This is a genomic window from Companilactobacillus sp. y65-5 (assembly GCF_057541095.1).
On sequence record NZ_BAAJOA010000004.1, the window covers coordinates 25,575 to 49,454 of the forward strand.

Sequence of the window (23,880 nt, forward strand, 5' to 3'; positions counted from 1 at the left end):
TTTTTGCGTTAATACTTAGAATTTTGAGTAACTGCGGAGTTGTTGGTAACGAAGACTCCCATTTTACCAAGGACTAGTCCTAAAGCAAATCCTAAGAGTGTTGGCGTTACCCAGCCTAGTCCGAGACTAGCGAATGGTAAGTATTGATGATAAGCATTGACTGCTAATTTTACAAAGCCTGTTTGTAATGCGGCAGGTGCAGATGCAAACATATCTAAGACAGCGGGTAATGCTGTAAAGGCGATAGTCATCTTGTATACTACACCGGCGTATGGTTTTGAGTGGACGGTCAATGATACTAAGATCAATGCTAGTGACAATGGATATAGAAGCATTAAGACTGGCAATGACCAACTGATGATGGTATCAAGACCAGCATTTGCGACTGCGAATGATACGAAGCAAGTAATACGTAACCATGTGAGGTAGCTTACTTTAGGGAATAACTTATGGAAGTCTTGAGCAAAGGAAGCAACCAATCCCATGGCAGTTGTGAAGACACCTAATGTAACTAATAGACCTAAGAGAGCGGCACCGAAGTTACCGAAGTAATATCCAACGATTGATGATAGTGCATCACCACCGTTAGCGGATAATTTCATTTTGTTCAAACTGAAAGCACCTAATAAAACCAATCCGACATAGATCATAACTTCTAGGACGATGCTTAAAGTACCAGCTCTAGCTGTTAATGATGATAGTTCGCGATCTTTGTATCCAAGTCCACGGACAGCATGTACGAAGGTAACACTTAATGCTAATAATGCAACGGCATCAACCGTGTTGTAACCTTCCAACATACCACTGACAGTTGCAGTAGTTTGATATGCAGTGGTAGGCATGTGATTCAATCCCCCCATAGGGTTAAGAAATGCTACTAAGAAGACTACGGCCAATAATGCCAAGAAGATGGTGTTTAAATACTTACCAACGTATTTTAATAGTTGGTTTTGGTGAACTGTGAGTAGGTAAGCAACTCCGAAGAACAAAGCTGTGAATAGTAACATACTTACACGATCGAATTGAGCAGGTAGAAAAGGTTTGACTGCCATTTCATAAGCGGTTGCGGCAGTACGTGGTGTACCGAAGAAAGGTCCGATGGTCAAGTGAACCAAGATGAGGAATAGTGCGGCATAATGTTTTCCGACTGGACGTGCTAGGTCGTATAGCCCATCACTTTTAGTGATAACTACGGCTAAGATAGCTAATAATGGAAATAGGGAACCAGAAACTGCGAATCCAACGGCGGCTGCGAGCCAGTTGTTACCAGCCATTTGTCCTAAATGAACTGGGAAGATCAAGTTACCTGATCCAAAAAACATCCCGAAGATGAGTGAACTGACTACTAGCAGTTGTAAGAAATTATTCTTTTTTGACTTTGGTTCTAATAAATCGTTTTGCATGGAAAATCCCCCTAAAATATGGTGTTGTATTTTTTATATTGCTAATCTGCGTAATGCCACTAATATCAGAATCCATTTTCCTCACCTCTTTAAATTATTGAAAAAAAAAAGAGCCCTCTTCCCGATAGGGAAAAAGGGCTCTAATAGTAGAACGGTACCACCTTTTTGAATAGTTTAACCAAATAAACTATTCACTCAAATCGCAGACCTGTTGATCTGCTAGCCTGATATTGGTGGCAACCACGATGATCTACATATCGACATCGAACTCAGAAATGATTTTCAAAATTCTCGTAACGGTCACTTCTCATTGAACGTGACTCACTGTGCGTAATTGAGATTTCTACTTTTTTCTTCAACGTTTGTTTTATTGATGCCTATTATAAGCATGAAAAAATTAAAAATCAAGGGTGAATATTAATTTTAAATTAATAAACTTTTTTTGATTGCCATAAATTGGCTGAATAATATAAGAAATGAGTCAAAAATATAATCATGAGGGTATTCCCTTAGATTAAAAGAATATTATAAAAGCTGTTTACATTCTTAAAATCTGATGATAAGATTCAAATCACTTGATTCAAAGCCGTGTTATAAGCGGGTTGTTCAAGAATGATGTCCAAAAGTTAAAATTAGAAGAAAATTAGAAAATCTAATTTTAGAGTTCATCATAAATATTTTTGGAAAGAGGATGATTTAGATGAGTAATACGCTAAATTTTAATGTTAGCGGCAAAGACATGCAAAAACGCAGTGATGAGATTACGGTCGGCGTCGATCGTGCACCGGGTAGAAGCCTGCTGTACGCAACTGGTCAAGTCAAGAGCCCAGAAGACATGAAGAAGCCTTTCATTGCCATTTGTAATTCATATATCGAGATCGTCCCCGGGCATGTTCATTTGCGAGAACTTGCTGATATTGCGAAGGATGAGATTAGAAAAGCCGGAGGAATCCCATTTGAATTCAACACGATCGGTGTTGACGATGGTATCTCCATGGGACACGTTGGAATGCGCTACTCGCTACCAAGTAGAGAAATAATTGCTGATTCGGCCGAAACAGTGATTAACGCCCATTGGTTTGATGGCGTCTTATACATGCCTAATTGTGACAAGATCACTCCGGGAATGCTGATGGCTTCAGTTAGAACTAACGTCCCTTGTGCCTTTGTATCTGGTGGTCCTATGAAAGCCGGCGTAGATCCTAACGGGAAGGCAGCGACTTTATCGACCGTGTTCGAAGCGGTTGGAGCATTCAAAGATGGCAAGATGAGCAAAGATGATTTTTTGGAGTTAGAGCAAAATGCCTGTCCTAGTTGTGGTTCCTGTGCTGGCATGTACACAGCTAACTCGATGAATTCACTGATGGAAGCATTCGGATTGGCTCTGCCATACAACGGGACAGCACTAGCAGTTTCGGATGAACGTAAAGAACTAGTGCGTGCTGCCGCCAGAAGAGTCATGGAGAATGTCAAGAATGATCTAAAGCCAAGAGACATCATGACCAAAGAAGCATTTGACGATGCTTTTGCACTAGACATGGCGATGGGAGGTTCCACGAATACCGTTCTTCATGGATTAGCAGTTGCTCATGAAGCAGGAGTGGATTATAGCGAAGAAGAGATCAATAAAATTGCTAAAAGAACACCACATTTAGCCAAAATCGCTCCATCTTCAGCATGGACGATGGAAGATGTACATAAGGCTGGAGGGATTCCTGCACTGATGAATGAATTGATTGAAAAAGGTGTCCTGCATCCCGATCGACCAACTGTTACTGGTAAGACGGTTCGTGAGAATGTCAAAGGTGCTCATACATTGAATCCAGAGGTTATTCGTCCGTTAGATAATGCTTATTCTGAGCAAGGTGGACTATCGATTCTATTCGGTAATATCGCTAAGAAAGGCTCAGTTATCAAAGTCGCCGGTGTTGATCCAGATATTCATGAATTTACCGGAACTGCCGTCTGCTTTGACTCACACGATGATGCCGTAGCTGGGATCGATGACGGAACAGTCAAAGCTGGTGATGTTGTCGTTATTAGATACGAAGGACCAAAAGGTGGACCAGGAATGCCCGAAATGTTGAACCCGACTTCTGATATTATCGGACGTGGATTAGGTCGTACAGTCGCCCTAATCACCGATGGGCGCTTCTCAGGTGCAACTCATGGAATCTGTGTCGGACATGTTTCTCCTGAAGCGGCATCAGGTGGAGAAATTGGACTGATTCATGATGGTGATAAGATCACGATCGATCTCACAAATAGAACTTTAGATGTGGATTTGACAGAAGCAGAGTTGGACAGTCGTCGTAGCGAGTTGAAACCATTCCAACCCAAAGTTCGCCAAGGATATCTTGCAAGGTACCAATATTTAGTAACATCTGCCAATACCGGCGGTGTAATGTTAGGTGCCGACGAATTATTTGGGGATAAAAAATAGAAAGTAGTGATTTTATGGCAGAAGAAGTCAGCACTCAAACTGATGTACTAAGCAATCTTCAAGATCGAATGCTGGAACAACTGACGAGCGTAATTGATCCAGAATTAGGAGTTGATCTAGTAAATCTAGGTCTGATTTATGGATTAAGTCTAACCGATGGGATCTGTGTTGTAACAATGACACTCACAACAATGGGATGTCCCATCTCACAAGTGTTAGAAAATATGATTCAGTCAGCGTTAGAAAAACTGCCAGAAATCGATGAAGTACAAATAAATATTGTCTGGGAACCTGCCTGGACATCAGATAAGATGAGTCTCAACGCACGAATGGCTTTGGGATATTACAATTAGAGGAGTGATTATATGCAAAAGGTAGAAGATTTAGGTCGATGGATTGGAAGATGGTTTACGGTATTGGTAGTAATTTGGGCGGTATTTAATTATCTATTGCCGCAAGCAAGTGCATGGGTCATTCCCAACACGTCATATTTATTAGGAATTATTCTCTTTGGGATGGGACTTACTCTTCGTGGTGAAGATTTCGCCCGTATCGTTAAGCGTCCTTTGCCAGTTATTTTAGGAACTATCGCTCATTACGTCATCATGCCTTTGGTAGCTTGGGTTTTGTGTCAAGTATTCCACTTGACAGGAGCTACTGCCGTTGGTGTCATCTTGGTTGGTTCATGTCCTAGTGGTACATCCTCCAGTGTTATGGCCTACTTAGCTGGTGGAGATGTTGCCTTAGATGTTTCAATCGAAACCCTTTCGACATTATTAGCACCGCTAGCTTTACCAGGTCTATTGATGCTCTATGCTGGCAAGTACGTTGAGATTCCAACTCAATCATTGTTCTTGAGTACTGTGAGAATCGTTCTTGTTCCCATTATCCTAGGTGTCGTTATTCATACAATTTTTGGTAAGAAAATTGATTATGTTACAAAGGCATTACCATTAATATCACAAACTGCCATCTTAATGATTATCGGAGCTGTTATCTCGGCTAATCACGCTGAATTGTTCACGGCTACAACAGCTCTTGTTATCCCCGTAGTTGTTTTACATAACTTATCTGGATATGGTTTAGGATACTTGTTCTCAAGAGCTATCAGATTGAAGGATCCACAAAGAAAAGCTATTACATTTGAAGTTGGTATGCAGGATTCAAGTTTAGGCGCCACTTTAGCTATGATGTACTTCTCACCAGCCGCTGCGATCCCATCAACTATTTTCAGTGTTTGGCACAATATTTCCGGTTCAGTTCTTTCATCGTATTGGAGAGGCAGAACTGATCGTAGGACGACTATCACTCCAGAAGTCGTAAGTAATTAATTAAGTGTCTATATAATAGAAACAATTGTCTATCCGATTATTAGAAAAGAAAACCTAATTTTAATTTAAGGGATTTGGTCATAATGTTTAAAAAATATGCAAGTAATGCCTCTTGGAAGGGTATACATAAACATTTTTAGAAATTTCCCCTTGTTTCAAAATTGTAAAGGTGTTAATCTTTTGTACATCAAATTAATTTTTTTCTAATCGGAGGAGACGCATTATGACAGATACAAAGAAAGTAGTACTAGCTTATTCCGGAGGTTTGGATACATCAGTAGCCATTCCGTGGCTTAAGGATAAAGGATATGACGTGATTGCATGTTGTATCAACGTTGGTGAAGGTAAGGATCTTGACTTCATCAAAGAAAAGGCAGTCAATGCAGGAGCCGTTAAAGCAATCGCAATTGACGCGTTAGAAGAATTCGCAAATGGATATGCACTTGTTGCGTTGCAAGGGCATACCCTTTACGAAGGTATTTACCCGCTACTCTCCGCTCTCTCCCGACCATTGATTAGTAAAAAATTAGTAGAAGTAGCCAAAAATGAAGGTGCAGTCGCAGTTGCTCATGGTTGTACCGGAAAGGGTAATGATCAAGTACGTTTTGAAGTTGCGATTCATGCTCTAGCTCCCGACCTAGAAGTATTGAGTCCCGTTCGTGATTGGCATTGGTCTCGTGAGGAAGAGATCGACTATGCTAAGGAACACAATATTCCAATTCCTATTGATCTTGACTCACCATACTCTATCGATGCCAATATCTGGGGTCGTGCTAATGAATGTGGTGTACTAGAAGATCCATGGGCTGAAGCTCCAGAAGATGCATTTGCAATTACAACTCCCGTTGAAGATACACCTGACACACCAACAAGTATTGAAATCACTTTTGAACATGGTATTCCAGTTGCTCTTGATGGAATCGAAATGAAATTAGTTGATATTATTCAAGAAATCAATACAGTTGCTGGTGAGAATGGTATCGGACGTATTGATCATATCGAAAATCGTCTAGTTGGTATCAAATCACGTGAAGTATACGAAGCACCTGCTGCCGTTGTATTGATCCAAGCACATAAGGAACTAGAAGATTTGGTTCAAGAACGTGGTTTGGCACATTTCAAACCAGTTATTGAAAAAGAACTAACAGAGTTGATTTACAATGGACTGTGGTATTCACCACTAATGAAGTCATTGCTAGCCTTTCTTGATGAAAGCCAAAAGTCAGTCAATGGTGTTATCAAGATGAAGCTATTCAAAGGTAGCACTTGGATTCAAGGACGTAAGTCAGAGAACTCATTGTATGACCTCAATCTTGCAACATACACATCATCAGATTCATTTGATCAGATTGCTGCCAAAGGATTCATCAAACTTTGGGGACTTTCAACTCAAGTCGCTGCTCAAGTTGAACAAAAAAATGAAGATCAACACGTACACGAGGTCCAATAATTGAGTACAAAAAAACTTTGGGGTGGCCGTTTTCAAGCTCAAGCTGAAACTTGGGTCGATGAATTCGGTGCTTCGATTAGTTTCGATCAACTAATGGCTGATGAAGATATTGAGGGTTCATTAGCGCATGTAAAAATGTTGAAAAAGACTAAGATATTGAATGAGGCTGATAGCGACAAAATTGCCGCTGGGTTAGAAGAAATACAACAGGAATTGCACGATAATAAATTGGAATTTACAGTTGAAAATGAAGATATTCATATGAATATTGAAAGTATTTTGACTCAAAAAATCGGTCCTGTTGCGGGTAAGTTACACACTGGCCGTTCAAGAAATGACCAAGTGGCAACTGATTTCCATTTGTACGTCAAGAATCGCCTGCCAAAGATAATAGCTGAAATAAAAACTATTCAAAAGACTTTGGTAACCTTGGCGGAAGATAATGTTGAAACCATCATGCCCGGCTATACCCATCTACAACATGCTCAACCTATTTCATACGGACACTATTTGATGGCGTATTATTCGATGCTCAAACGTGATGTTGAGAGATTTGAGTTTAATCTCAAGCACACTGATATTATGCCACTAGGTGCCGCAGCTTTAGCCGGAACGACTTTTCCAATCGACCGTGAATTTACCGCCCAAGAGTTGGGATTTGGTAATATTTACAACAATTCTTTAGATGCTGTATCAGATCGTGACTTTGCCTTAGAGTTTTTGAGTAACGCATCTATTTTGATGATGCATCTCTCCAGATTCTGTGAGGAAATAAGCATGTGGGTCAGTTACGAGTTCGATTATTTAGAATTGAGCGATAAGTATACGACTGGAAGCTCCATCATGCCGCAGAAAAAAAATCCTGATATGGCAGAATTGATCAGAGGTAAGTCAGGTCGGGTCTATGGACATTTGTTAGGTTTACTTTCGACTATGAAGTCACTGCCATTGGCTTACAATAAAGATCTTCAGGAAGACAAAGAGGGTACTTTTGATACCGTAAAAACGCTTTTACCTGCTCTAAAAGTCTTCAATGGAATGATCTCGACTGTTCAGGTCAATAAAGATAATATGTATTCAGCAACTATTAATGACTTTTCTAATGCTACTGAATTAGCAGATTATTTAGCAACCAAAGGAATTCCTTTCCGTGAAGCTCACGGTATAGTTGGACAATTGGTATTGAAGGGTATCGAGACACATCAGAATCTTCAAGATATTACTATGGAGGAATTCAAACAAATATCTCCATTGATCGAAGACGATGTTTATGATGAATTAAAGCCCGAAGTTGCCGTTGAAAGACGTAATTCATTTGGTGGAACTGGTTTTAAACAAGTTAAAATGCAAATTGAACAGGCTAAGAAAGATTTAGCCGAATAAAAAACGAGCCTAGGATTTTTTCCTAGTGCTCGTTTTTTATTTACTAATATTTTGCTGTAAAAAATAATTGAGTAATAATTGTTTTTCTGGTTTATCTAGATAAATATACGATCGTGGCGGTTTAAAGCCGGGGAACATTTCCTGAACAGTTTCTAATGAGATTTTATTGGTAAGTTCGGTATGGGAGATAATAGACATTTCATATCCATTTTCTACTGTTGTTGGAGTTCCCAGCTCTAAGAATGTCCCGATAGTCTTATCTTCACCAGAAGAATAGATCAGTGCTTGGCATTTTTGATGTAAAAATCTTTTTCGATGTTCAACGGTTTGTTCACCACTGACGATCCTCCGTACATATTTGGTCTTTAGAGATAAGAGGATGATCGGTAGTGCGGGATTATAGATCTCCGTTAGTTTCGTCATAGACTTTTACGAATACCTCACACAGACAAGGTATATCCTCAGTGAATTCTTTGCCAGCTTCAGCATATTTTTTTGTGAAGAGGTCATGATGAACCTCACGCCAGTATTCTAAGCTACGATTTCCTTCACCTTCGTGATAGGCATGTTCGGAACTGACTAGGTTATAGGGGATGACTTCAGCTACAACTGTTTTGGTGATACAAAGTGGTTGTTCAGATCCATCGAGGATTATATTGTAGTCACCAACCGTGGGTAGATAATCTGTTTCGGAATATAAGTCATAAGCTGATGTCGCTGCGGTTTTTGTGTTGTTATTTACTAATTCTGCTACGGCCTGGGCATCACCACCAAAAAGTTTTATGTCGCCGATAGGATAGTCTTCTCTGGGACTTTTATTTTCTAAGAACTTATCCCAGTAGGCTTTGATTGTTTGTTTATTCACTGAATTGACCTCCGTATTAATTATTATGTATAAATAATATCATTAATACGGAGCTTTTTTAGATAGAATCCGTCGCATTCCAAGTCCATTCGCTAATAAAATTACCATATTTAGCTTTGCCATCGTATTTGAAGACGAGGCAGATGTCATCTTTAATTTTTTTTGTGAAATCAGTCGTCGTCAACCATTTACCATCCTGTGGATCTTTGGTTTTACCGATATAAATATCTTCAGTCGCAAGTTGTTCGTTACAGTAGGCGCTATGATCCATGATCGCATTACTGTAGTTTTCATTGGTAAATTCCGAAATCGACAAAGTGACGTTTAGAGGCTTACCTGTGTATGCTCGGTAATCCAAAATCTCTAATGGTTCATCAAAGTTTGGGTGGAGATGGGGAGTATCTTCACCGAGCATCATCTGTGAACCAAAGTCGATCGTCTGTGGTGCTGATATTTGTACGATACCTTCTTTACGTTTGAAGTACAGAGTGTCAGTACCTTCGTGATTATCTTTATCCCTTATTTGTAACTTGATAGTGTGGACGTTCAAGTCCTGAATATTTGAAATATCGATATTTCGAATGGTCCATGGAACCCGATGTCCGAGGGTTGGATTCTTTGTACTATTATTCGTAACAATAAAATCACTATTATCAATAGAATATTTTATGGATTCGATTTCATCACTGTCCTTATCTAACCATACGCCGCTCATATTTAACTTCTCCTGTATGACTGTATGGGGATGATCAACTTGAGATTTGGGATTCATAATGATTATTTGTGGTTCAATCGTTGCTTCTCTAATGATATTTATGACGGTTTTTTTGACTAATGAAATATTACCCTCAGCATCTTTCATCCAAATTCTAATTATATGATTACCGGATTTAATACCTTTAAGGTCAGCATCAACATTCCAATCGTGAATAGTTCCCTTGATTTTTTCAGAGTTACTTTGTTGGAACTGATTTATTTCTTTTCCTTCTTCGATATTTTCACTATCGATAGTTCTGATTAAGGTTGTTTTTAGACTATCAAAATCATGCCAGGTGCCACTTAATTCGTATTTTAGATTATTGTATTCGATAACATCTGGATTCTCATCAGTACCAGTTTGATCAAGTGAAACAACCGGGGCGGACATTTCTCGCTTGATATCAACGGATCTGGAATATCTGATCTGTACACTGTCTCCAACTTCTAAAGTCGTTGGATTAGTTCTCATCGTCAGACCAGAATCCCACAATCCCTCATTTTCGGGGATAAAAGTAGCTTTAGCCGGATTCTTATTGAAATATTTACCCAATCTTTTACCAATTCCCGGTTCGTTACCTTTATCACCCAGGTCTTGCTCGTTCATGAAGGCGTTGAAAAGTCTCTTGGGTACATGTCCAGACCTATACGTGTTATCGCGATTCTTGTCATTCATATTGTGCTTCCATGGATTACCAGTAAATCTCGCACCTAATAGTGAACCAGTCAAGAAGGAGAGGACGCCACCAGCATTCGTATAACCTTTGAAGGATTTGTATGATTTAGTGTATGTTCTAGCTGCCCAAGCCTCAGGACCATTTTCCAAGTCCATACGTAGGTTGATTCGTGATTCAACATTCTCAGATTGCAAGTAGAGACCGCGACCATTTCCTAGTGACCTCATCGGTACGTAATCGCCGACACCTTTACCTTTAGAATTTTTAATTTGAGAAAAGTCTTTGGTCAAGGTGAAGTCATGGAAGACAAAGCCCATGAATTTTTCAAATTCTTTATCGCCGATATTTTTGTAGTCGACTTCAGTGACCACTTCACCAGCTTCATTGAATTTTTGAATTATCGAAGTTTCGATTTTGTATTTGATTTTTCCTTTGACATATTGTTGTTGGAAGACTAGCTTTTGCTGTTCAAAGCCAGTTTCCGGATCAATACGGTAGTATAGCTTAGGAATCGTCAACATAGCGACGGTGGTTCCTAAATTATCTGGTCCCATCATTGATGGCATGTGGAAATTATCAGTTTTTGTTTCGATATTATGAATGTCAGTAGTTACAAAAGTACCCTTTGCTCCTGTTTTGCCATCAAACATCTGTGCATCAGCAAAGTTATGACCGTAAACATGTCTACCGTTACCAACAAAATACCCGTCAGCAGTTATTTTTTCTCCTTTTGGTGCAGTCACAAGAACAAAGTTGGGAGCAGTCAGACTGTCCTTTCGACCCTTAGCATTCTTGGCTGTGTCTTTTTGGTACGCATCACGGAGCATCATACCCATTTTTACAAAATTAAAATCACCGAAGTAGAGTATTGGTACCGCGATATTCTTGCCGTTATTATCGAGAGTCGGTCCAACACTGAATCTAAGCGTATGTGTTTGCGTCCAAGAGTCACTGCTTGAAATATTTTCAGACCGTTCTAGTTCTTCATCGACAAAATTAGGATCTTCATCAATATCCTCGACTTGGTTTTGAGGATTCAGTGTTTCCTCAATATTTTTTAATTTTTCGATCTCATCAATATTTTCCTCGTCTGATACCTCTGCTTTGATTTCCTTAGTGATTAGAGTGTCGCCGTTGGATTCGCTGATGGCAATGATATTGAATTCTTTTTTCAATATTCTAAAATTAAAATCACCTTGCCGATTATCGTCCAAATCGTGTTCTAAATTCACTTCGATGGTATTAGTAGCAATTTTGATATTTTCTTCGCCTAATTCTTGCTCTAATTTTTTTATGATAATGTCATTAATATTAGTAACATGGATCGATAAGTTGTCTTCACCGTCTTTAAGCTGATATTTGACAGTGAATTCTTGATAATCATCTGTAGTAAGATGCTCTTTTAGTTCTACTTTGGTATGCTCCAAATTTGTGGTAGCGCTTACCGTATGGTGAAATAAAAATATCATTCCCATGAATAAAATAAATGAAATTGGTGGTAAAAATAGTTTCCCTCTCATAGACTGAAACCTCCTAAAAAATAAGTCCTAGGATAGATTATCATTTGATGTGCGCTTACACAACTTAAAAAGTTAAAAATATAATTCGATTTTTTGATTGCATTTCATTAAAAATATTATATATTTTATTATTTATAAAAAAAGCAGCCTGAATTTTAATTCAAGCTGCTTTATCTATTTATCAATGTTGAATTGGTATTTCAATTACGAACTCAGTACCAGTTGGTAAATTATCACGTACAAATATTTTTCCGTGGTGATTATTGATTATTTGCTGAGCTATCGCCAATCCCAAACCGTGACCACCACTATTTTTATTTCGCGACTTATCCACACGATAAAAGCGACCGAAGATTTTTTTCTTGTCACTGTCACTAATACCGATACCAGTATCAGAGACGATGATTTGGTATTTAGATCCTTCAGTGTGATCGTATATTCTAATAGTGCCATTTTCCGGTGTGTACTTGGTGGCATTGTCCAACAATATGATCAATACTTGTTTGATTTTATTGCGATCGACGTTCAAATTAATATCATTTTTGTGATTAATATTTATTTGAAATACTTTTGACTGAGAATTAATTATTTCTTTAAAGGGCATTATGGGGTCTTTTAAGAAAAAATCCGGAGTAGTCATTTCAAAGTCCATCTTGGTAGTTGCTTGATCTGAACGTGCAAGAATTAGCAAGTTATTCGTTAATGAATTTAAGCGGCTAACTTCATCCAGAGATACTGAGATCGATTCTGCCTCGTCAATGATCGTGTGTCTAGGCTTCGTTAGCATGTATTCTAGTTTACCTTGGATTATCGTCAGTGGAGTTCTCAATTCGTGAGCAGCATCATTAACGAACTCGCTTTGTTGCTTCCAAGATTTGATGATCGGGAACATACTGATTCGAGTTAGGACATAAGCCAATATCAATGCAATTATCCAGAATATAAAAAATGTAATGATTAAGATTTTTTCAAAGTTTTCGGTAATTTGAATTTGTGTATCGATATTTTGCATTATTAAGACATAATGACCAGCATACATTGGGTTGTTATTCTTTTTAGATACTTTTATTAGTAACGATCTAAAGTTCATTTTTTTGATCGTGATATTTTGTTTAGTATTGAGATTTTTTTTATTGAGATTAATGTTTTTCAAAACCGAATATCGATTTCCCAAGCTGGATTTATTGAGCAAGTTACCCTTGTTATCAAAGACTAGCACCGATGCCTGAAAAGGTGCACGTGGTTCAGGTTGCCTATTTCTGAGATCATCACCGGGGCCTTGTGGACCGGATTGAACAGCCATAGTGGGCTGTTTTTTTATTGATGTAACTTGTTGTTTGATGTCTTTATCAATGCTCTTATAGGTTGAGGATTGAAATAAATTAAAAATGATTATACCTAGCGTGATGAACAAGATTGCGAATGTTGCCATGATCGACAAGAATAGCTTGAACTGTTGACGGCGGGTGATTTTGTTTTGTCTAGTTTTGGCTTTCATCTTGGAAAATATACCCAACATTTCTAATAGTTTTAATCAAATAATCATTTTTAGATGGGCGGAGTTTTTTGCGTAGGTTACTCATATAAACTTCCACAACAGTAATAGAAGTATCTGAATCAAACCCCCAAATCCGCTCAAAAATCTGATCCTTAGTCAGGATAGTATTTTTATTTTGTAATAAATATACTAATAGATCATATTCTTTACCGTTCAATGCGATTGATTGGTCATTGATCGACACTTCATGATTATTCAGATTTATTTCTATATTGTTCATTCTTAAAATCGAATCATCAGCTAGTACTCCACTGCGTTTTAGGAGTGCTTTCACACGAGCTTGTAATTCTTCACGGTGAAATGGCTTAGTCAGATAGTCATCTGCACCTAAGTCGAAGCCGTGGACTTTATCATCCAAATCGGCCTTTGCGGTCAGAATCAACACGGGGGTCATGATTTTGTCATTGCGAATGCTCTTAAGAATATCGTAGCCATTCATCCCTGGTAGCATCAGGTCTAAAATGATTAGATCATGGACATCCTCGATGGCTGAGAATTTACCACTTAATCCGTCGTTTTCAATGTCAACTTCTGCGAAGTCAGATAAAAAAGAAGCAATATTAACGGCTAAGTTTTCATCGTCCTCAACAACTAATATTTTTATATTCTGCATAAATTTCTCCTCATTAATACTTAATCAATACTTATCTTTAATCGATAAGTTTATTATAAGTCATTTTTTTGAGTTTAAGCTTAATTTAAGTTAGCTTGGCTAATCTGTTCACATCGTAAAGAAAGGATATTTAACAGATGAGAGAAAAAATTATAAAAATTAGACCTATTTTATTCTCAGTTATCGTTTACTCGATCATTTGTTTTCTAATTAATATTACCTTGTAAGGGATTGGAGTTTGATAAATGATGGAAAACGAACCAACACGTACCACAAAAAATAAAAAGGTCAGCCTATGGGTGAGATTAAAATTAATCAAATACGACTATTGGTTAATCGCAATTTTAATTTTAGCAGCCTTTTTATATGCGTGGAATATATGGGAAGCCGGTGAAGCTAACAGCTTTTATACCGCTTCTATTGTAAGTATGACCAAGAGTTTTAAAAACTTTTGGTACGCCAGTTTTGATCCTGCGGGATTCATTACCGTTGATAAACCTCCGGTAGCACTGTGGTTCATGGCAATCAGTGCCAAGATATTTGGCGTTCACGGTTGGAGTGTCGTGCTACCATCGATTCTCTTTGGGATTGCGTCAGTATATTTGATTTATAACTTAGTTCATAAGAGATTTGGTCGGATCCCCGCTCGAATCGCTGCACTTATTATGACCTTGACGCCAATCGCAGTCGCTGACTCAAGAACTAATAATATGGACGCAACTTTGATTTTCTTCTTGCTACTGTCGATATATTTCGTCCAAAAGGCAGTCTTTAAGAATCAACAAAGATATTTATGGATAGGTTTTTCTCTAATGGGAATCGCCTTTAATGTCAAGATGCTACAAGCATTCATGATTTTGCCAGCACTATACCTTTATTACTGGATCGCTACTAATATCGGTTGGAAAAAGAAATTGGCACATCTTGGAATTGCCACAGTATTTCTAGCAGTATTTACACTGATCTGGCCATTATCAGTCGATTTGACCAATCCATCGAATCGACCGTATGAAGGTGGGTCGGAGACTAATTCGGCCTTGGAATTAGCATTTGGTTATAACGGAACACAACGATTACTTGGACAAACTACTGGGACCGGTGGTGCATTCCCAGGAATGGGCTCGAGTTCTAAAAAGAGTTCCTCTAAGAGTATGACACCTCCGGGTTCATCATCGACAGCGAAGAAGTCAGGTACTTCATCAAGTAATCCACCAGCTAAACCGAGTGGATCATCTAGCTCTAATAAGTCATCAAGCAATGCCCCAACTCCACCGAGTGGATCTGAAGGAATGACCGGCGGTCAAGGTGGACCGGGAGGTACCAATAAAGGTGGAACTGGCGGTGCTGGTGGCGGAGCATTCAGTACTGGTACAGTAGGCCCATTCAGACTATTCGGTCTAGATTTGGGACCTCAAATCAGTTGGTTATTGATCATCGCCATTTTGGGATTGATTTCCAGTTACTTCTATTATCGTGGATCACGGATGAAGAAGTGGTGGTCGTTGACACCGCAACGTAAAGAATTATGGCTCTGGGCAGGTTGGTTAGTCCCAGTCTATGGATTCTTCTCAGTTGCTAGTTTCTTCCATCCTTATTACACCATCATGTTGGCACCAGCTATTGCAGTCCTTGGTGGTGTTGGTATCTATACGATGGTCAAGCAATGGAAAGAGAAGTCCAAGTGGTCAGTCTTATTGCCGCTAGCAATATTATCAACCGCGGCTCTGCAAGCTTGGTATGTAGCACAATACTATTCAATCTTGGCATGGGTCCTCTTAGGACTAGGAGTGCTGATTTCGATACCATTGTTCGCACTACCATGGATCGCAACTAATTTGAAATCTAAGTACCCCTGGGCAGTATCAGGGATCATCCTTGTAATGATTGCACCAGCATTCTGGTCACTGACACCTACATTGGCTGGTGAATCAGCACAGATTCCTACTGCAGGTCCTTCGCTATTACAGCAAGGTGGCGGAGGAATGGGTACAACTGCTGGTGGTATGGGCAGTTCAACTGATTCTACTCTATTGAAATACCTCAAAAAACATCGAGGCAATGCGGAATACTTGTTTGCCACGGATGATTCAAGTACGGCAGCGCCATATATTATTTCTACTGGTAAGGCAGTCATGTCTATTGGTGGATTCAATGGTACTGACAAAGCTATTACATTAAAACAATTCAAGAAGTTAGTTAAAGAAGGTAAGGTCAAGTATTACTACTCCGGCGGTAAGACTGGTGGAAGCAATACTAAGATCGTTAACTGGATCAAGAAAAATGCAAAGAAAGTTAAGTTGAGTAATTCAACTTCAGCAACGTCATCTATTACCACAAGTACTAAGAGCAGTTCTAGTGAAGCAGCCGCTCCAAGTGGTACGGGTGCACAAGGTGGAGCTCCAAGCAATGCAGGAGGCACACCACCATCCGCTCCAAGTGGAACCGGATCACAAGGTGGAATGGGACAAGCACCGGGTTCCGGAACTAGTTCTCCAACCAAGAAGATGAAGAAACCATCTAAGAAACCTTCTGGCACGATAGAAGGTATGACAGGTGGAGCAATGGGTGGTCCCGGTGGTTCATCTGGAACACTTTATGATTTATCAAGTATTTATGATTAATTTTTGAAAGGAATGAGTGCTCATGTCTCAATTAATATCAATTGTCTTACCGGTATTCAATGAAGAACCGGGAATTCAAGCAACAATCGATACCTTATTAAATTTTACAGAGCAACAAAAAGAAGATTATGAATTGGTCTTTGTCGATGATGGTTCCAAAGATAAATCGGCACAGATCATTAAAAAATCAGTGGAGATCAACTCTAGTATCAGGCTCGTTGAGTTCTCGCGTAACTTCGGACATCAATTAGCAATTACTGCCGGATTGCAATACACCAGTGGGGATGCAGTCGTAGTTATGGATGCTGACTTACAAGATCCACCAGAAGTGATCCCGCAGATGATAGAAAAATGGCATGAAGGTTATGACATCGTCTACGGTAAACGAATGCAACGTGATGGTGAAACTGCCTTTAAGAAGTTCACTGCCGCAATGTTTTATCGAACATTCAAGCGTTTGGCTACTATTGATATGCCACTGGATACTGGTGATTTTCGATTGATGAATCGTAAAGCCGTCAAACAACTTCAAAAATTACATGAACAAGATCCATTCGTCCGCGGGCAGGTAACATGGATCGGTTTTAAACAGACGAGTGTCAAGTATCATCGTCAGGAACGAATCGCTGGAGAAACCAAGTATCCATTGTCTAAGATGGTCAAACTAGCTCTCGATGGCATTACATCTTTTTCGATGAAGCCACTGCAATTCGCAAATATCTTTTCAGTGGTACCAATAGCCAGTGGAGTGTTCTACTTAGGATATTTATTTGCGACTGGCAATTATACGGCTTCTTCAGTAGGAGTTACGATCTTACTATTCTCACTCGGATTGTTATTACTCTCCATAGGTATTTTAGGAAGTTATCTAGGTCGAGTCTTAGATCAGGTGAACAATCGACCTAGATTCATCGTCAGTGAAACTGACGGTTTCCAAGAGCGAAATAAGAGTATTCATCACTTAGATGCTCGTCAAATGCGCAATTAGTTGAAAGATGACAGATAATGCATTTAATAATGCTAGTAACAAGTTTAGTAGTTATGATTGGTATTTTATTTTTACCAACAGATGTAAATAACGACCAAACTGATATTAATAATAGAAGAAAAAAATCTAAGAAAGGAAGTGAAGACTAGTTCTCCCAGTTTTAAAACTATAATTTACTTAGGAATCAACTTGTTAAAACAAATTTGAATTATTTGAGTTTAGATGCTTTTTAAACTCATCTCAATGTGTTAAAGTAATGTTAAATTTGGTAGGTAACGCAATTGTCGCAGGACAACTGAATACCAAATTGAACATGAACTATCCCATTCATTGAAGAAGCTGATGATAACCCAGTCATCAGCTTTTTTTGTGCACAAAAAAATGACAACTTTCTCAATCTGTTCTGATTGGAGATCGTTGTCATTTGAATTTTATACTAGTTTTAGTACGTATCACCGTTGTAAATGGAGTTTTTAACGACTACGTAATCGACTTTTCTTAGTGAATCGAGAGTTCTTCCACCAGCATATGAGATGGCTGATTGGAGATCTTCTTGCATTTCAGTTAGAGTGCCGCTGATAGGTCCTTTATATGGGACTAACATTTTTTTACCTTCAACGTTTTTATAAACACCTTTTTGGAATTGTGATGCGGAACCAAAGTATTCTTTGAATTTTTTCCCGTCTTTTTCGACTATCTCACCGGGAGATTCAGTATGACCAGCGAATAGTGAGCCGATCATGACCATACTTGCTCCGAAGCGGATAGATTTAGCGATATCACCGTCATTTCTGACACCACCGTCAGCGATGATAGGCTTACTTGCGGCCTTTGAACACAATTTGATAGCGGCTAGTTGCCAACCACCAGTACCGAAACCAGTTTTTAACTTAGTAATACATGCTTTACCGGGTCCAATACCTACTTTCGTAGCGTCAGCTCCAGCGTTCTCTAATTCACGGACAGCTTCAGGTGTACCGACATTTCCGGCAATCAGAAAAGTGTCTGGTAAATAGGCCTTAACACACTTGATCATTTGGATAACACGGTCACTGTGACCATGAGCCACGTCGATCGTCACATAGTCAGGTACCAAATCTTCATGTTTTAAAGTATTAATAAAATCAAACTCTTCATCTTTAATACCAACACTAATAGAAGTAAAAAGTCCTTTTTTTCTCATGTCTTTGATGAAGTCGATACGCTTCTCAGGTTGGAAACGGTGCATGATATAGAAATAGCCATTTTCAGCCAGTTTTTCAGCGAGGTTTTCATCAATGATAGTCTGCATGTTAGCAGGGACTACTGGTATTTTAAAAGTATGTGGGCCGAATTTAATAGACGTGTCACACTCTGAACGACTGTCTACGATACACTTATTCGGAATTAATTGGATATCTTCATAGTCAAAAACTTGCATATATTTATTCACCCCAAAATACGAACAATAATTATTTTGATATCTTATTTTGTTCGCATATATAATTTAACTGGTATCGTACTAAATGTCAATTAAAAAAAACGTTATACCCCTTTATTTCAGGGGGTGGTTTCTAGTACAATTTAATGAGTAATAAAATTCGTGATACTATTTCATAATTCATTTGACAGTTACAAACAGAATTGGTATTATCGTTCTATTATTAAAAAACACCATGATGATGGCGCTAGTTAAGAACTCGCTAAAAATTGGTATATAAAAATAGGAGTGGTTATTGTGCATAAGTATTCTGCTGAAGATATTAAAAAGATGGTGACTGATGAAAACGTCGAATTTATTTGTTTGATGTTTACAGACATCAATGGAATCATTAAGAACGTTGAAGTGCCAGTATCTCAAATCGATAAGGTGCTCGCTAATAAAATTACATTTGACGGTTCCTCAATCGATGGCTTTACTCGAATCGAAGAGAGTGACATGTTATTACACCCAGATCTTGCAACTTGGTTGATTTTCCCTTGGGGTTCAGAACATGGTAAAGTTGCACGCTTGATCTGTGATATTTATACAACAGATGGTCAACCATTCGCTGGTGATCCTCGTGTCAACTTACAACGTATCATCACTAAGATGCGCGATATGGGATACACAAACTTTAACATTGGACCAGAACCAGAATTCTTCTTATTTAATACAGATGATAAAGGTCAACCAACTCTTAAACTAAATGATGACGGTAGCTACTTTGACTTTTCACCAGTTGATTTAGGTGAAAACGTTCGTAAAGATATCGTTTTGAAGCTTGAGAAGATGGGCTTTGAAGTAGAAGCCAGCCACCACGAAGTTGCCCCCGGACAACAAGAAATTGATTTCAAGTATGAAGATGCGCTTTCAGCAGCCGACAGTATCCAAACTTTTAAATTAGTAGTTAAGACTATCGCTAAGGAAAATGGTATGTACGCTACATTCATGCCAAAGCCTTTGCAAGGTATCAATGGTTCAGGTATGCATATCAACATGTCATTGTTTGATGGTGATAATAATATCTTCGATGACGACCAAGACATGTTGTCAGATGTAGCTAAGCAATTTATGAGCGGTATCTTAATGCATGCACGTGCTTTAACAGCAATCAATAACCCAACAGTTAACTCATATAAACGACTAGTACCAGGATATGAAGCACCAACATATATCGCTTGGTCAAGCAAAAATAGATCACCACTTATCCGTGTACCAGCAGCTAAAGGTAAGTCAAAGCGTGTCGAGATGCGTAGTGTTGATCCAACAACTAATCCATACTTGGCAATTGCATGTATCCTGGATGCAGGACTTGATGGAATTAAGAGTAACTATGAGTTAATGCCAGAAGTTCAAGAAAATATTTACGAAATGTCAGAAGAAAAACGTCGTGAGGTTGGTATTATCGACTTGCCTTCAACATTACATAACTCACTCAAGGCATTGCGTAAAGATGAATTCGTTCAGTCATCACTTGGAGTAGGTTTAACAAACAGTTTCTTCGCTGAAAAGAACGAAGAATGGGCACGTTATCAACAAACAGTTTCACAATGGGAACGTGATACATATATGCCATTGTACTAATTATGACGAGTTGTCCATAAGAGAGCTTGTTTCTGGACTTAGCAGTTATTTTGATGGTAATATTTGGCCGTAATCAAATTTCTGATTACTGCTTTCCCCCAGAGAGCATAAGAGAGATGCAAGATTAATTGTATCTCTCTTTTATTTTGCTATTTGTTATGTGATATAATTTCATTTGAATTTTTATTTTAAGAATTAATATTTTATTGAGAAGGCTTAATAGTGGTTGAGAAAAATAAATCTAGAAAGTTTAATCTTTTAATTGTCTTAGTATCAGTAGTTTTGATGATACTGAATAGGGTGATGTCGTCGAGTACGATGCCAGAATACAGTGGCAGTGGATTGCGTTATTTGGCGTATCAATTATTAGTAGCGGTTTCTATTTTGGGATTCAATCTTATTCCATTGTATTTGGGTTACTATGGATCTTCGTTCAAAAAAGGCAGATTCACTAGTGGTATAGGTAGATACATCCTATATTACGTTATTGCTATCTTAGCATTTGACACCTTTTTAGTCACTCGTTCAGTAGTTCTGATCTGGCGCAATTTTTGGGGAATATTATTTCCGATCAGTTCTAATATTTTTGCCTATGGTGCGTCGATCATTCTAATAATGCTATTGGCACCGTACTTATTCGAATATCTTAATAAGCAAAAAAACAATATTATAAGAAGATCCTTGATAATATCTTCCATCTTATTTGTAGTCATGCCTACGATTTTTAGTAAGGATCTTTGGTTTTTCGATTCCGGTAAAAATCCCGTTTGGCTATTGTATTTGATGTTCTTAGGCTATGTTATCAAGCGCTTTGACTGGTTGAGTAAGATTCGTTTTAAATTCGTCCATCTACTATTAAGCGCAACGTTATATCTAGGTATGACTTGGTTGATGGAACAAATCTCGTACATGATTCGCGAAAATGTAGAAACGATGACGAGATTCAATGTTCCAAATTCTATTTTTGCAATGTATCTAACGCTGAGTATCTTTTTATTCGGCTTAGCCATTTCTAAGAGATTCAAGGCTTCAGCGAACGTTATAGCGGCGTTATTGATTGCTACGCAGGTGACAATTAATTGGGAACCAAATGTTACTTTGATAGAAAAATACTTAACTGGTTTCACTGTCACTTCTACTAAGCAATGGTTGGTGGAATTAGGTAAATATTCTGCAGTAATTCTCGCAGGGGTTATTTTGATGGCAGTGGTACTGATAATCATGTCACTCATTCCTTGGTTCAAGAAGTTAGCTGCAGCGTTGTCGTTCAACAGCTTTGAACAATTTATAGCGAAGTTACGTGGTGTCTGGAGATGGATAGTCGCACGTAGAAAGATCTTCTATGCGACGATTTTCTTTTATGCAGTTACATTGATTCAGATGTTTTCTGTCTCACCGACAAAGATTAAAGTAGGAGTCTCAACATGGCAGCCGTCCATCTTGTTCATTCCATTCAATCGACAGGCAGCAATTATTTTGAACACCGTTATAGTAATGGCGTTCTTATTACTGATTTATGTTATCACTAAGCGCTTCTGGTATTCATTTGCTATAACGCTGATTATTGAATTGGCATTGGGAATTGCCAATTACTTGAAGATGCCATTACGGAACGAACCAGTCTTACCATCTGACTTACAATTGTTAGGTGGAATCAAGGATATTTTGGGAATGGTTGATCCGATCATATTAATAATCGGCTTTGCCTTGATATTTGTTTTGATAGTTCTAGCGGTATTTTTACAACACCGTTACAAGCAGCAATCGACACTCACAATGGGTTGGGTAGGTCGAATAGTTTCGACAATATTATTGGCTGTTTTCCTATCAGGTGCTTTCTTTGTTAATCATGAAGGCTCATTACCATTTGCCGTCTTTAATATGTCTAGTATCAATCGTTACTTCTATAATCAAGAATTAGGAGCCCAGATCAATGGGCCGATCGTGCAATTCATTAATAATGTAGATACGAAGGTCATGGATAAACCCACTGACTACAGCAAAGCTGAAGTTCAACGTGTGATGAAGAAGTATGATAATGAAGCTGATAACATCAATAAGACACGTAGTTCATGGGCTAAGGATCAAACGTTTATTTTTACTTTGAGTGAGAGTTTCAGTGATCCCGCCCGTGTTCCTAATCAGACCATCTCATCTGACCCGATGCCGAACATTCATAATATTCAAGATAATACGACCTCAGGGTTGATGATGTCGACGGGCTACGGTGGTGGTACTGCTAATATCGAATGGGAGTCACTGACAGGTCTAGATTTGAGTAGCTTATCGCCAACGTTACCAACACCGTATACACAGTTGGTGGATAATCAAAACATTGCTCCTAATATTACTAATTTGTTTGATGAAAAAATTGCCATTCATCCTTATGTAGCATCGTTATACAATCGTAAGAACGTCTTCAAGAAGTTTGGATTTCAGAAATTTTACTACATTGGTAGCAAGTACAAGTTGAAGCATACTGATAAAATCGATAACAGTCCTTACATTGATGACGAGTCGGCCTATCAAGATACTTTAGATACCGTTTCTAAGTCAACTAACAAGACGCAATTCATCCAATTGTCGACGATGCAAAATCACATGCCGTTCAATAATTATTATGATAAGCATGATTATACAATCGGTGGCACTGCCGCTCCGGAGGTTTATAATGAGCGTGTAGCGTACTACTCACAGGGCTTGAACTATACTGACAAATCAACCAAGTCTTTCCTTAAAAAGCTTGATAAAATCGACAAGCCCATCACTTTAGTTTGGTATGGTGATCATTTGGCATCTCTATATGACAATGATTCGATGGATGAATATGGTATTCAGCTACATCAGACTGATTACTTTATTTATAACAATAAGTATATCCGTGATCGTACTAAGCAGAGCGGCGTCGAGGTTATTTCTCCATACGAGTTCTCAGCGTTAGCAATGAAACAAGCTGGTATCAAAGTCAGTCCTTACTATGCAATGTTGACTAGAGTTAGTGAGGAATTACCAGCCGCTACGACCAATACGGCTGACAACGGTTCGAATGCTTTTAATGGCTCGCAAGTATTTGTTGATGATTCAAGCAAGAAAATCAAAGAAACTGATTTAACCGCAAAGCAAAAAGAAATCTTGCATGACTATAAGATTATTCAATATGACATTACAGCTGGTGGTCAATACTCAGCGAAATGGGCACAGCAAAAAACTAAATAACACACAAAAA

General features: G+C 38.5%; 16 protein-coding genes. 9 read left to right on the plus strand and 7 right to left on the minus strand.

The annotated features are described in order from the left end of the window. Window positions 1-8 precede the first annotated feature (8 nt). A complete protein-coding gene (brnQ, locus tag AC27FM_RS08100) occupies window positions 9-1,403 on the minus strand; it encodes a branched-chain amino acid transport system II carrier protein (protein ID WP_487087233.1) in 1,395 nt (464 codons plus the stop codon). Between the two features lie 700 nt (window positions 1,404-2,103). Between brnQ and ilvD the strand changes: the two genes are divergently transcribed. The 5 genes from ilvD to argH all read left to right on the plus strand — a co-directional run bounded on the left by ilvD (window position 2,104) and on the right by argH (window position 8,010). Next, entirely contained in the window at window positions 2,104-3,846 is a 1,743-nt protein-coding gene (ilvD, locus tag AC27FM_RS08105; protein WP_487087234.1) for a dihydroxy-acid dehydratase, read from the plus strand. A gap of 14 nt (window positions 3,847-3,860) precedes the next feature. Then, window positions 3,861-4,199 carry a metal-sulfur cluster assembly factor gene (locus AC27FM_RS08110; protein WP_487087235.1) on the plus strand — a complete coding sequence of 113 codons (339 nt, stop codon included), beginning with the start codon at window positions 3,861-3,863 and terminating at the stop codon, window positions 4,197-4,199. 12 nt (window positions 4,200-4,211) lie between these two features. Beyond that, the gene (locus AC27FM_RS08115; protein WP_487087236.1) at window positions 4,212-5,177 is read left to right on the plus strand and encodes a bile acid:sodium symporter family protein; all 966 of its coding nucleotides are present in this window, start codon (window positions 4,212-4,214) and stop codon (window positions 5,175-5,177) included. A gap of 223 nt (window positions 5,178-5,400) precedes the next feature. After that, on the plus strand, window positions 5,401-6,627 hold the full coding sequence (locus AC27FM_RS08120; protein ID WP_487087237.1) for an argininosuccinate synthase: 1,227 nt from the start codon (window positions 5,401-5,403) through the stop codon (window positions 6,625-6,627). Next, complete coding sequence (gene argH / locus AC27FM_RS08125; RefSeq protein WP_487087238.1) at window positions 6,628-8,010, plus strand: argininosuccinate lyase; 1,383 nt, start codon at window positions 6,628-6,630, stop codon at window positions 8,008-8,010. Window positions 8,011-8,046: 36 nt separating this feature from the next. Here argH and AC27FM_RS08130 read toward each other — a convergent pair whose 3' ends face one another. The 5 genes from AC27FM_RS08130 to AC27FM_RS08150 form a co-directional block, all read right to left on the minus strand. Continuing rightward, the gene (locus tag AC27FM_RS08130; protein ID WP_487087239.1) at window positions 8,047-8,433 is read right to left on the minus strand and encodes a hypothetical protein; all 387 of its coding nucleotides are present in this window, start codon (window positions 8,431-8,433) and stop codon (window positions 8,047-8,049) included. Continuing rightward, window positions 8,408-8,875 carry an ASCH domain-containing protein gene (locus AC27FM_RS08135; protein ID WP_487087240.1) on the minus strand — a complete coding sequence of 156 codons (468 nt, stop codon included), beginning with the start codon at window positions 8,873-8,875 and terminating at the stop codon, window positions 8,408-8,410. Before AC27FM_RS08135 ends, AC27FM_RS08130 begins: the two co-directional genes overlap by 26 nt. A gap of 58 nt (window positions 8,876-8,933) precedes the next feature. Beyond that, window positions 8,934-11,828 carry a hypothetical protein gene (locus AC27FM_RS08140; protein ID WP_487087241.1) on the minus strand — a complete coding sequence of 965 codons (2,895 nt, stop codon included), beginning with the start codon at window positions 11,826-11,828 and terminating at the stop codon, window positions 8,934-8,936. 181 nt (window positions 11,829-12,009) lie between these two features. Beyond that, window positions 12,010-13,326 carry a sensor histidine kinase gene (locus AC27FM_RS08145; RefSeq protein ID WP_487087242.1) on the minus strand — a complete coding sequence of 439 codons (1,317 nt, stop codon included), beginning with the start codon at window positions 13,324-13,326 and terminating at the stop codon, window positions 12,010-12,012. After that, complete coding sequence (locus AC27FM_RS08150; RefSeq protein WP_487087243.1) at window positions 13,310-13,999, minus strand: response regulator transcription factor; 690 nt, start codon at window positions 13,997-13,999, stop codon at window positions 13,310-13,312. Before AC27FM_RS08150 ends, AC27FM_RS08145 begins: the two co-directional genes overlap by 17 nt. Before the next feature lie 248 nt (window positions 14,000-14,247). Between AC27FM_RS08150 and AC27FM_RS08155 the strand changes: the two genes are divergently transcribed. Both AC27FM_RS08155 and AC27FM_RS08160 read left to right on the plus strand, forming a co-directional pair. Then, window positions 14,248-16,620, plus strand: a complete 2,373-nt coding sequence (locus AC27FM_RS08155) for a glycosyltransferase family 39 protein (RefSeq protein WP_487087607.1) — start codon at window positions 14,248-14,250, stop codon at window positions 16,618-16,620. 22 nt (window positions 16,621-16,642) lie between these two features. After that, entirely contained in the window at window positions 16,643-17,608 is a 966-nt protein-coding gene (locus tag AC27FM_RS08160) for a glycosyltransferase family 2 protein (RefSeq protein WP_487087244.1), read from the plus strand. Between the two features lie 442 nt (window positions 17,609-18,050). Here AC27FM_RS08160 and AC27FM_RS08165 read toward each other — a convergent pair whose 3' ends face one another. Then, window positions 18,051-19,028 carry a GMP reductase gene (locus AC27FM_RS08165; RefSeq protein ID WP_487087245.1) on the minus strand — a complete coding sequence of 326 codons (978 nt, stop codon included), beginning with the start codon at window positions 19,026-19,028 and terminating at the stop codon, window positions 18,051-18,053. A gap of 297 nt (window positions 19,029-19,325) precedes the next feature. Here AC27FM_RS08165 and glnA point away from each other — a divergent pair, with 297 nt between their 5' ends. Both glnA and AC27FM_RS08175 read left to right on the plus strand, forming a co-directional pair. Next, on the plus strand, window positions 19,326-20,654 hold the full coding sequence (gene glnA, locus AC27FM_RS08170; protein WP_487087246.1) for a type I glutamate--ammonia ligase: 1,329 nt from the start codon (window positions 19,326-19,328) through the stop codon (window positions 20,652-20,654). A 222-nt stretch (window positions 20,655-20,876) separates the two neighbouring features. Further along, window positions 20,877-23,870 carry an LTA synthase family protein gene (locus tag AC27FM_RS08175; protein WP_487087247.1) on the plus strand — a complete coding sequence of 998 codons (2,994 nt, stop codon included), beginning with the start codon at window positions 20,877-20,879 and terminating at the stop codon, window positions 23,868-23,870. The last annotated feature ends 10 nt before the right edge of the window (window positions 23,871-23,880 follow it).

Bases quoted from the DNA above. Each gene is read 5' to 3' on its own strand.
- AC27FM_RS08110 (WP_487087235.1), top strand. From the start codon at position 3,861: ATGGCAGAAGAAGTCAGCACTCAAACTGATGTACTAAGCAATCTTCAA.
- AC27FM_RS08130 (WP_487087239.1), bottom strand. From the start codon at position 8,433: ATGACGAAACTAACGGAGATCTATAATCCCGCACTACCGATCATCCTC.
- ilvD (WP_487087234.1), top strand. From the start codon at position 2,104: ATGAGTAATACGCTAAATTTTAATGTTAGCGGCAAAGACATGCAAAAA.
- AC27FM_RS08160 (WP_487087244.1), top strand. From the start codon at position 16,643: ATGTCTCAATTAATATCAATTGTCTTACCGGTATTCAATGAAGAACCG.
- AC27FM_RS08145 (WP_487087242.1), bottom strand. From the start codon at position 13,326: ATGAAAGCCAAAACTAGACAAAACAAAATCACCCGCCGTCAACAGTTC.
- AC27FM_RS08155 (WP_487087607.1), top strand. From the start codon at position 14,248: ATGGAAAACGAACCAACACGTACCACAAAAAATAAAAAGGTCAGCCTA.
- AC27FM_RS08140 (WP_487087241.1), bottom strand. From the start codon at position 11,828: ATGAGAGGGAAACTATTTTTACCACCAATTTCATTTATTTTATTCATG.
- AC27FM_RS08120 (WP_487087237.1), top strand. From the start codon at position 5,401: ATGACAGATACAAAGAAAGTAGTACTAGCTTATTCCGGAGGTTTGGAT.
- brnQ (WP_487087233.1), bottom strand. From the start codon at position 1,403: ATGCAAAACGATTTATTAGAACCAAAGTCAAAAAAGAATAATTTCTTA.
- AC27FM_RS08115 (WP_487087236.1), top strand. From the start codon at position 4,212: ATGCAAAAGGTAGAAGATTTAGGTCGATGGATTGGAAGATGGTTTACG.
- AC27FM_RS08165 (WP_487087245.1), bottom strand. From the start codon at position 19,028: ATGCAAGTTTTTGACTATGAAGATATCCAATTAATTCCGAATAAGTGT.
- AC27FM_RS08150 (WP_487087243.1), bottom strand. From the start codon at position 13,999: ATGCAGAATATAAAAATATTAGTTGTTGAGGACGATGAAAACTTAGCC.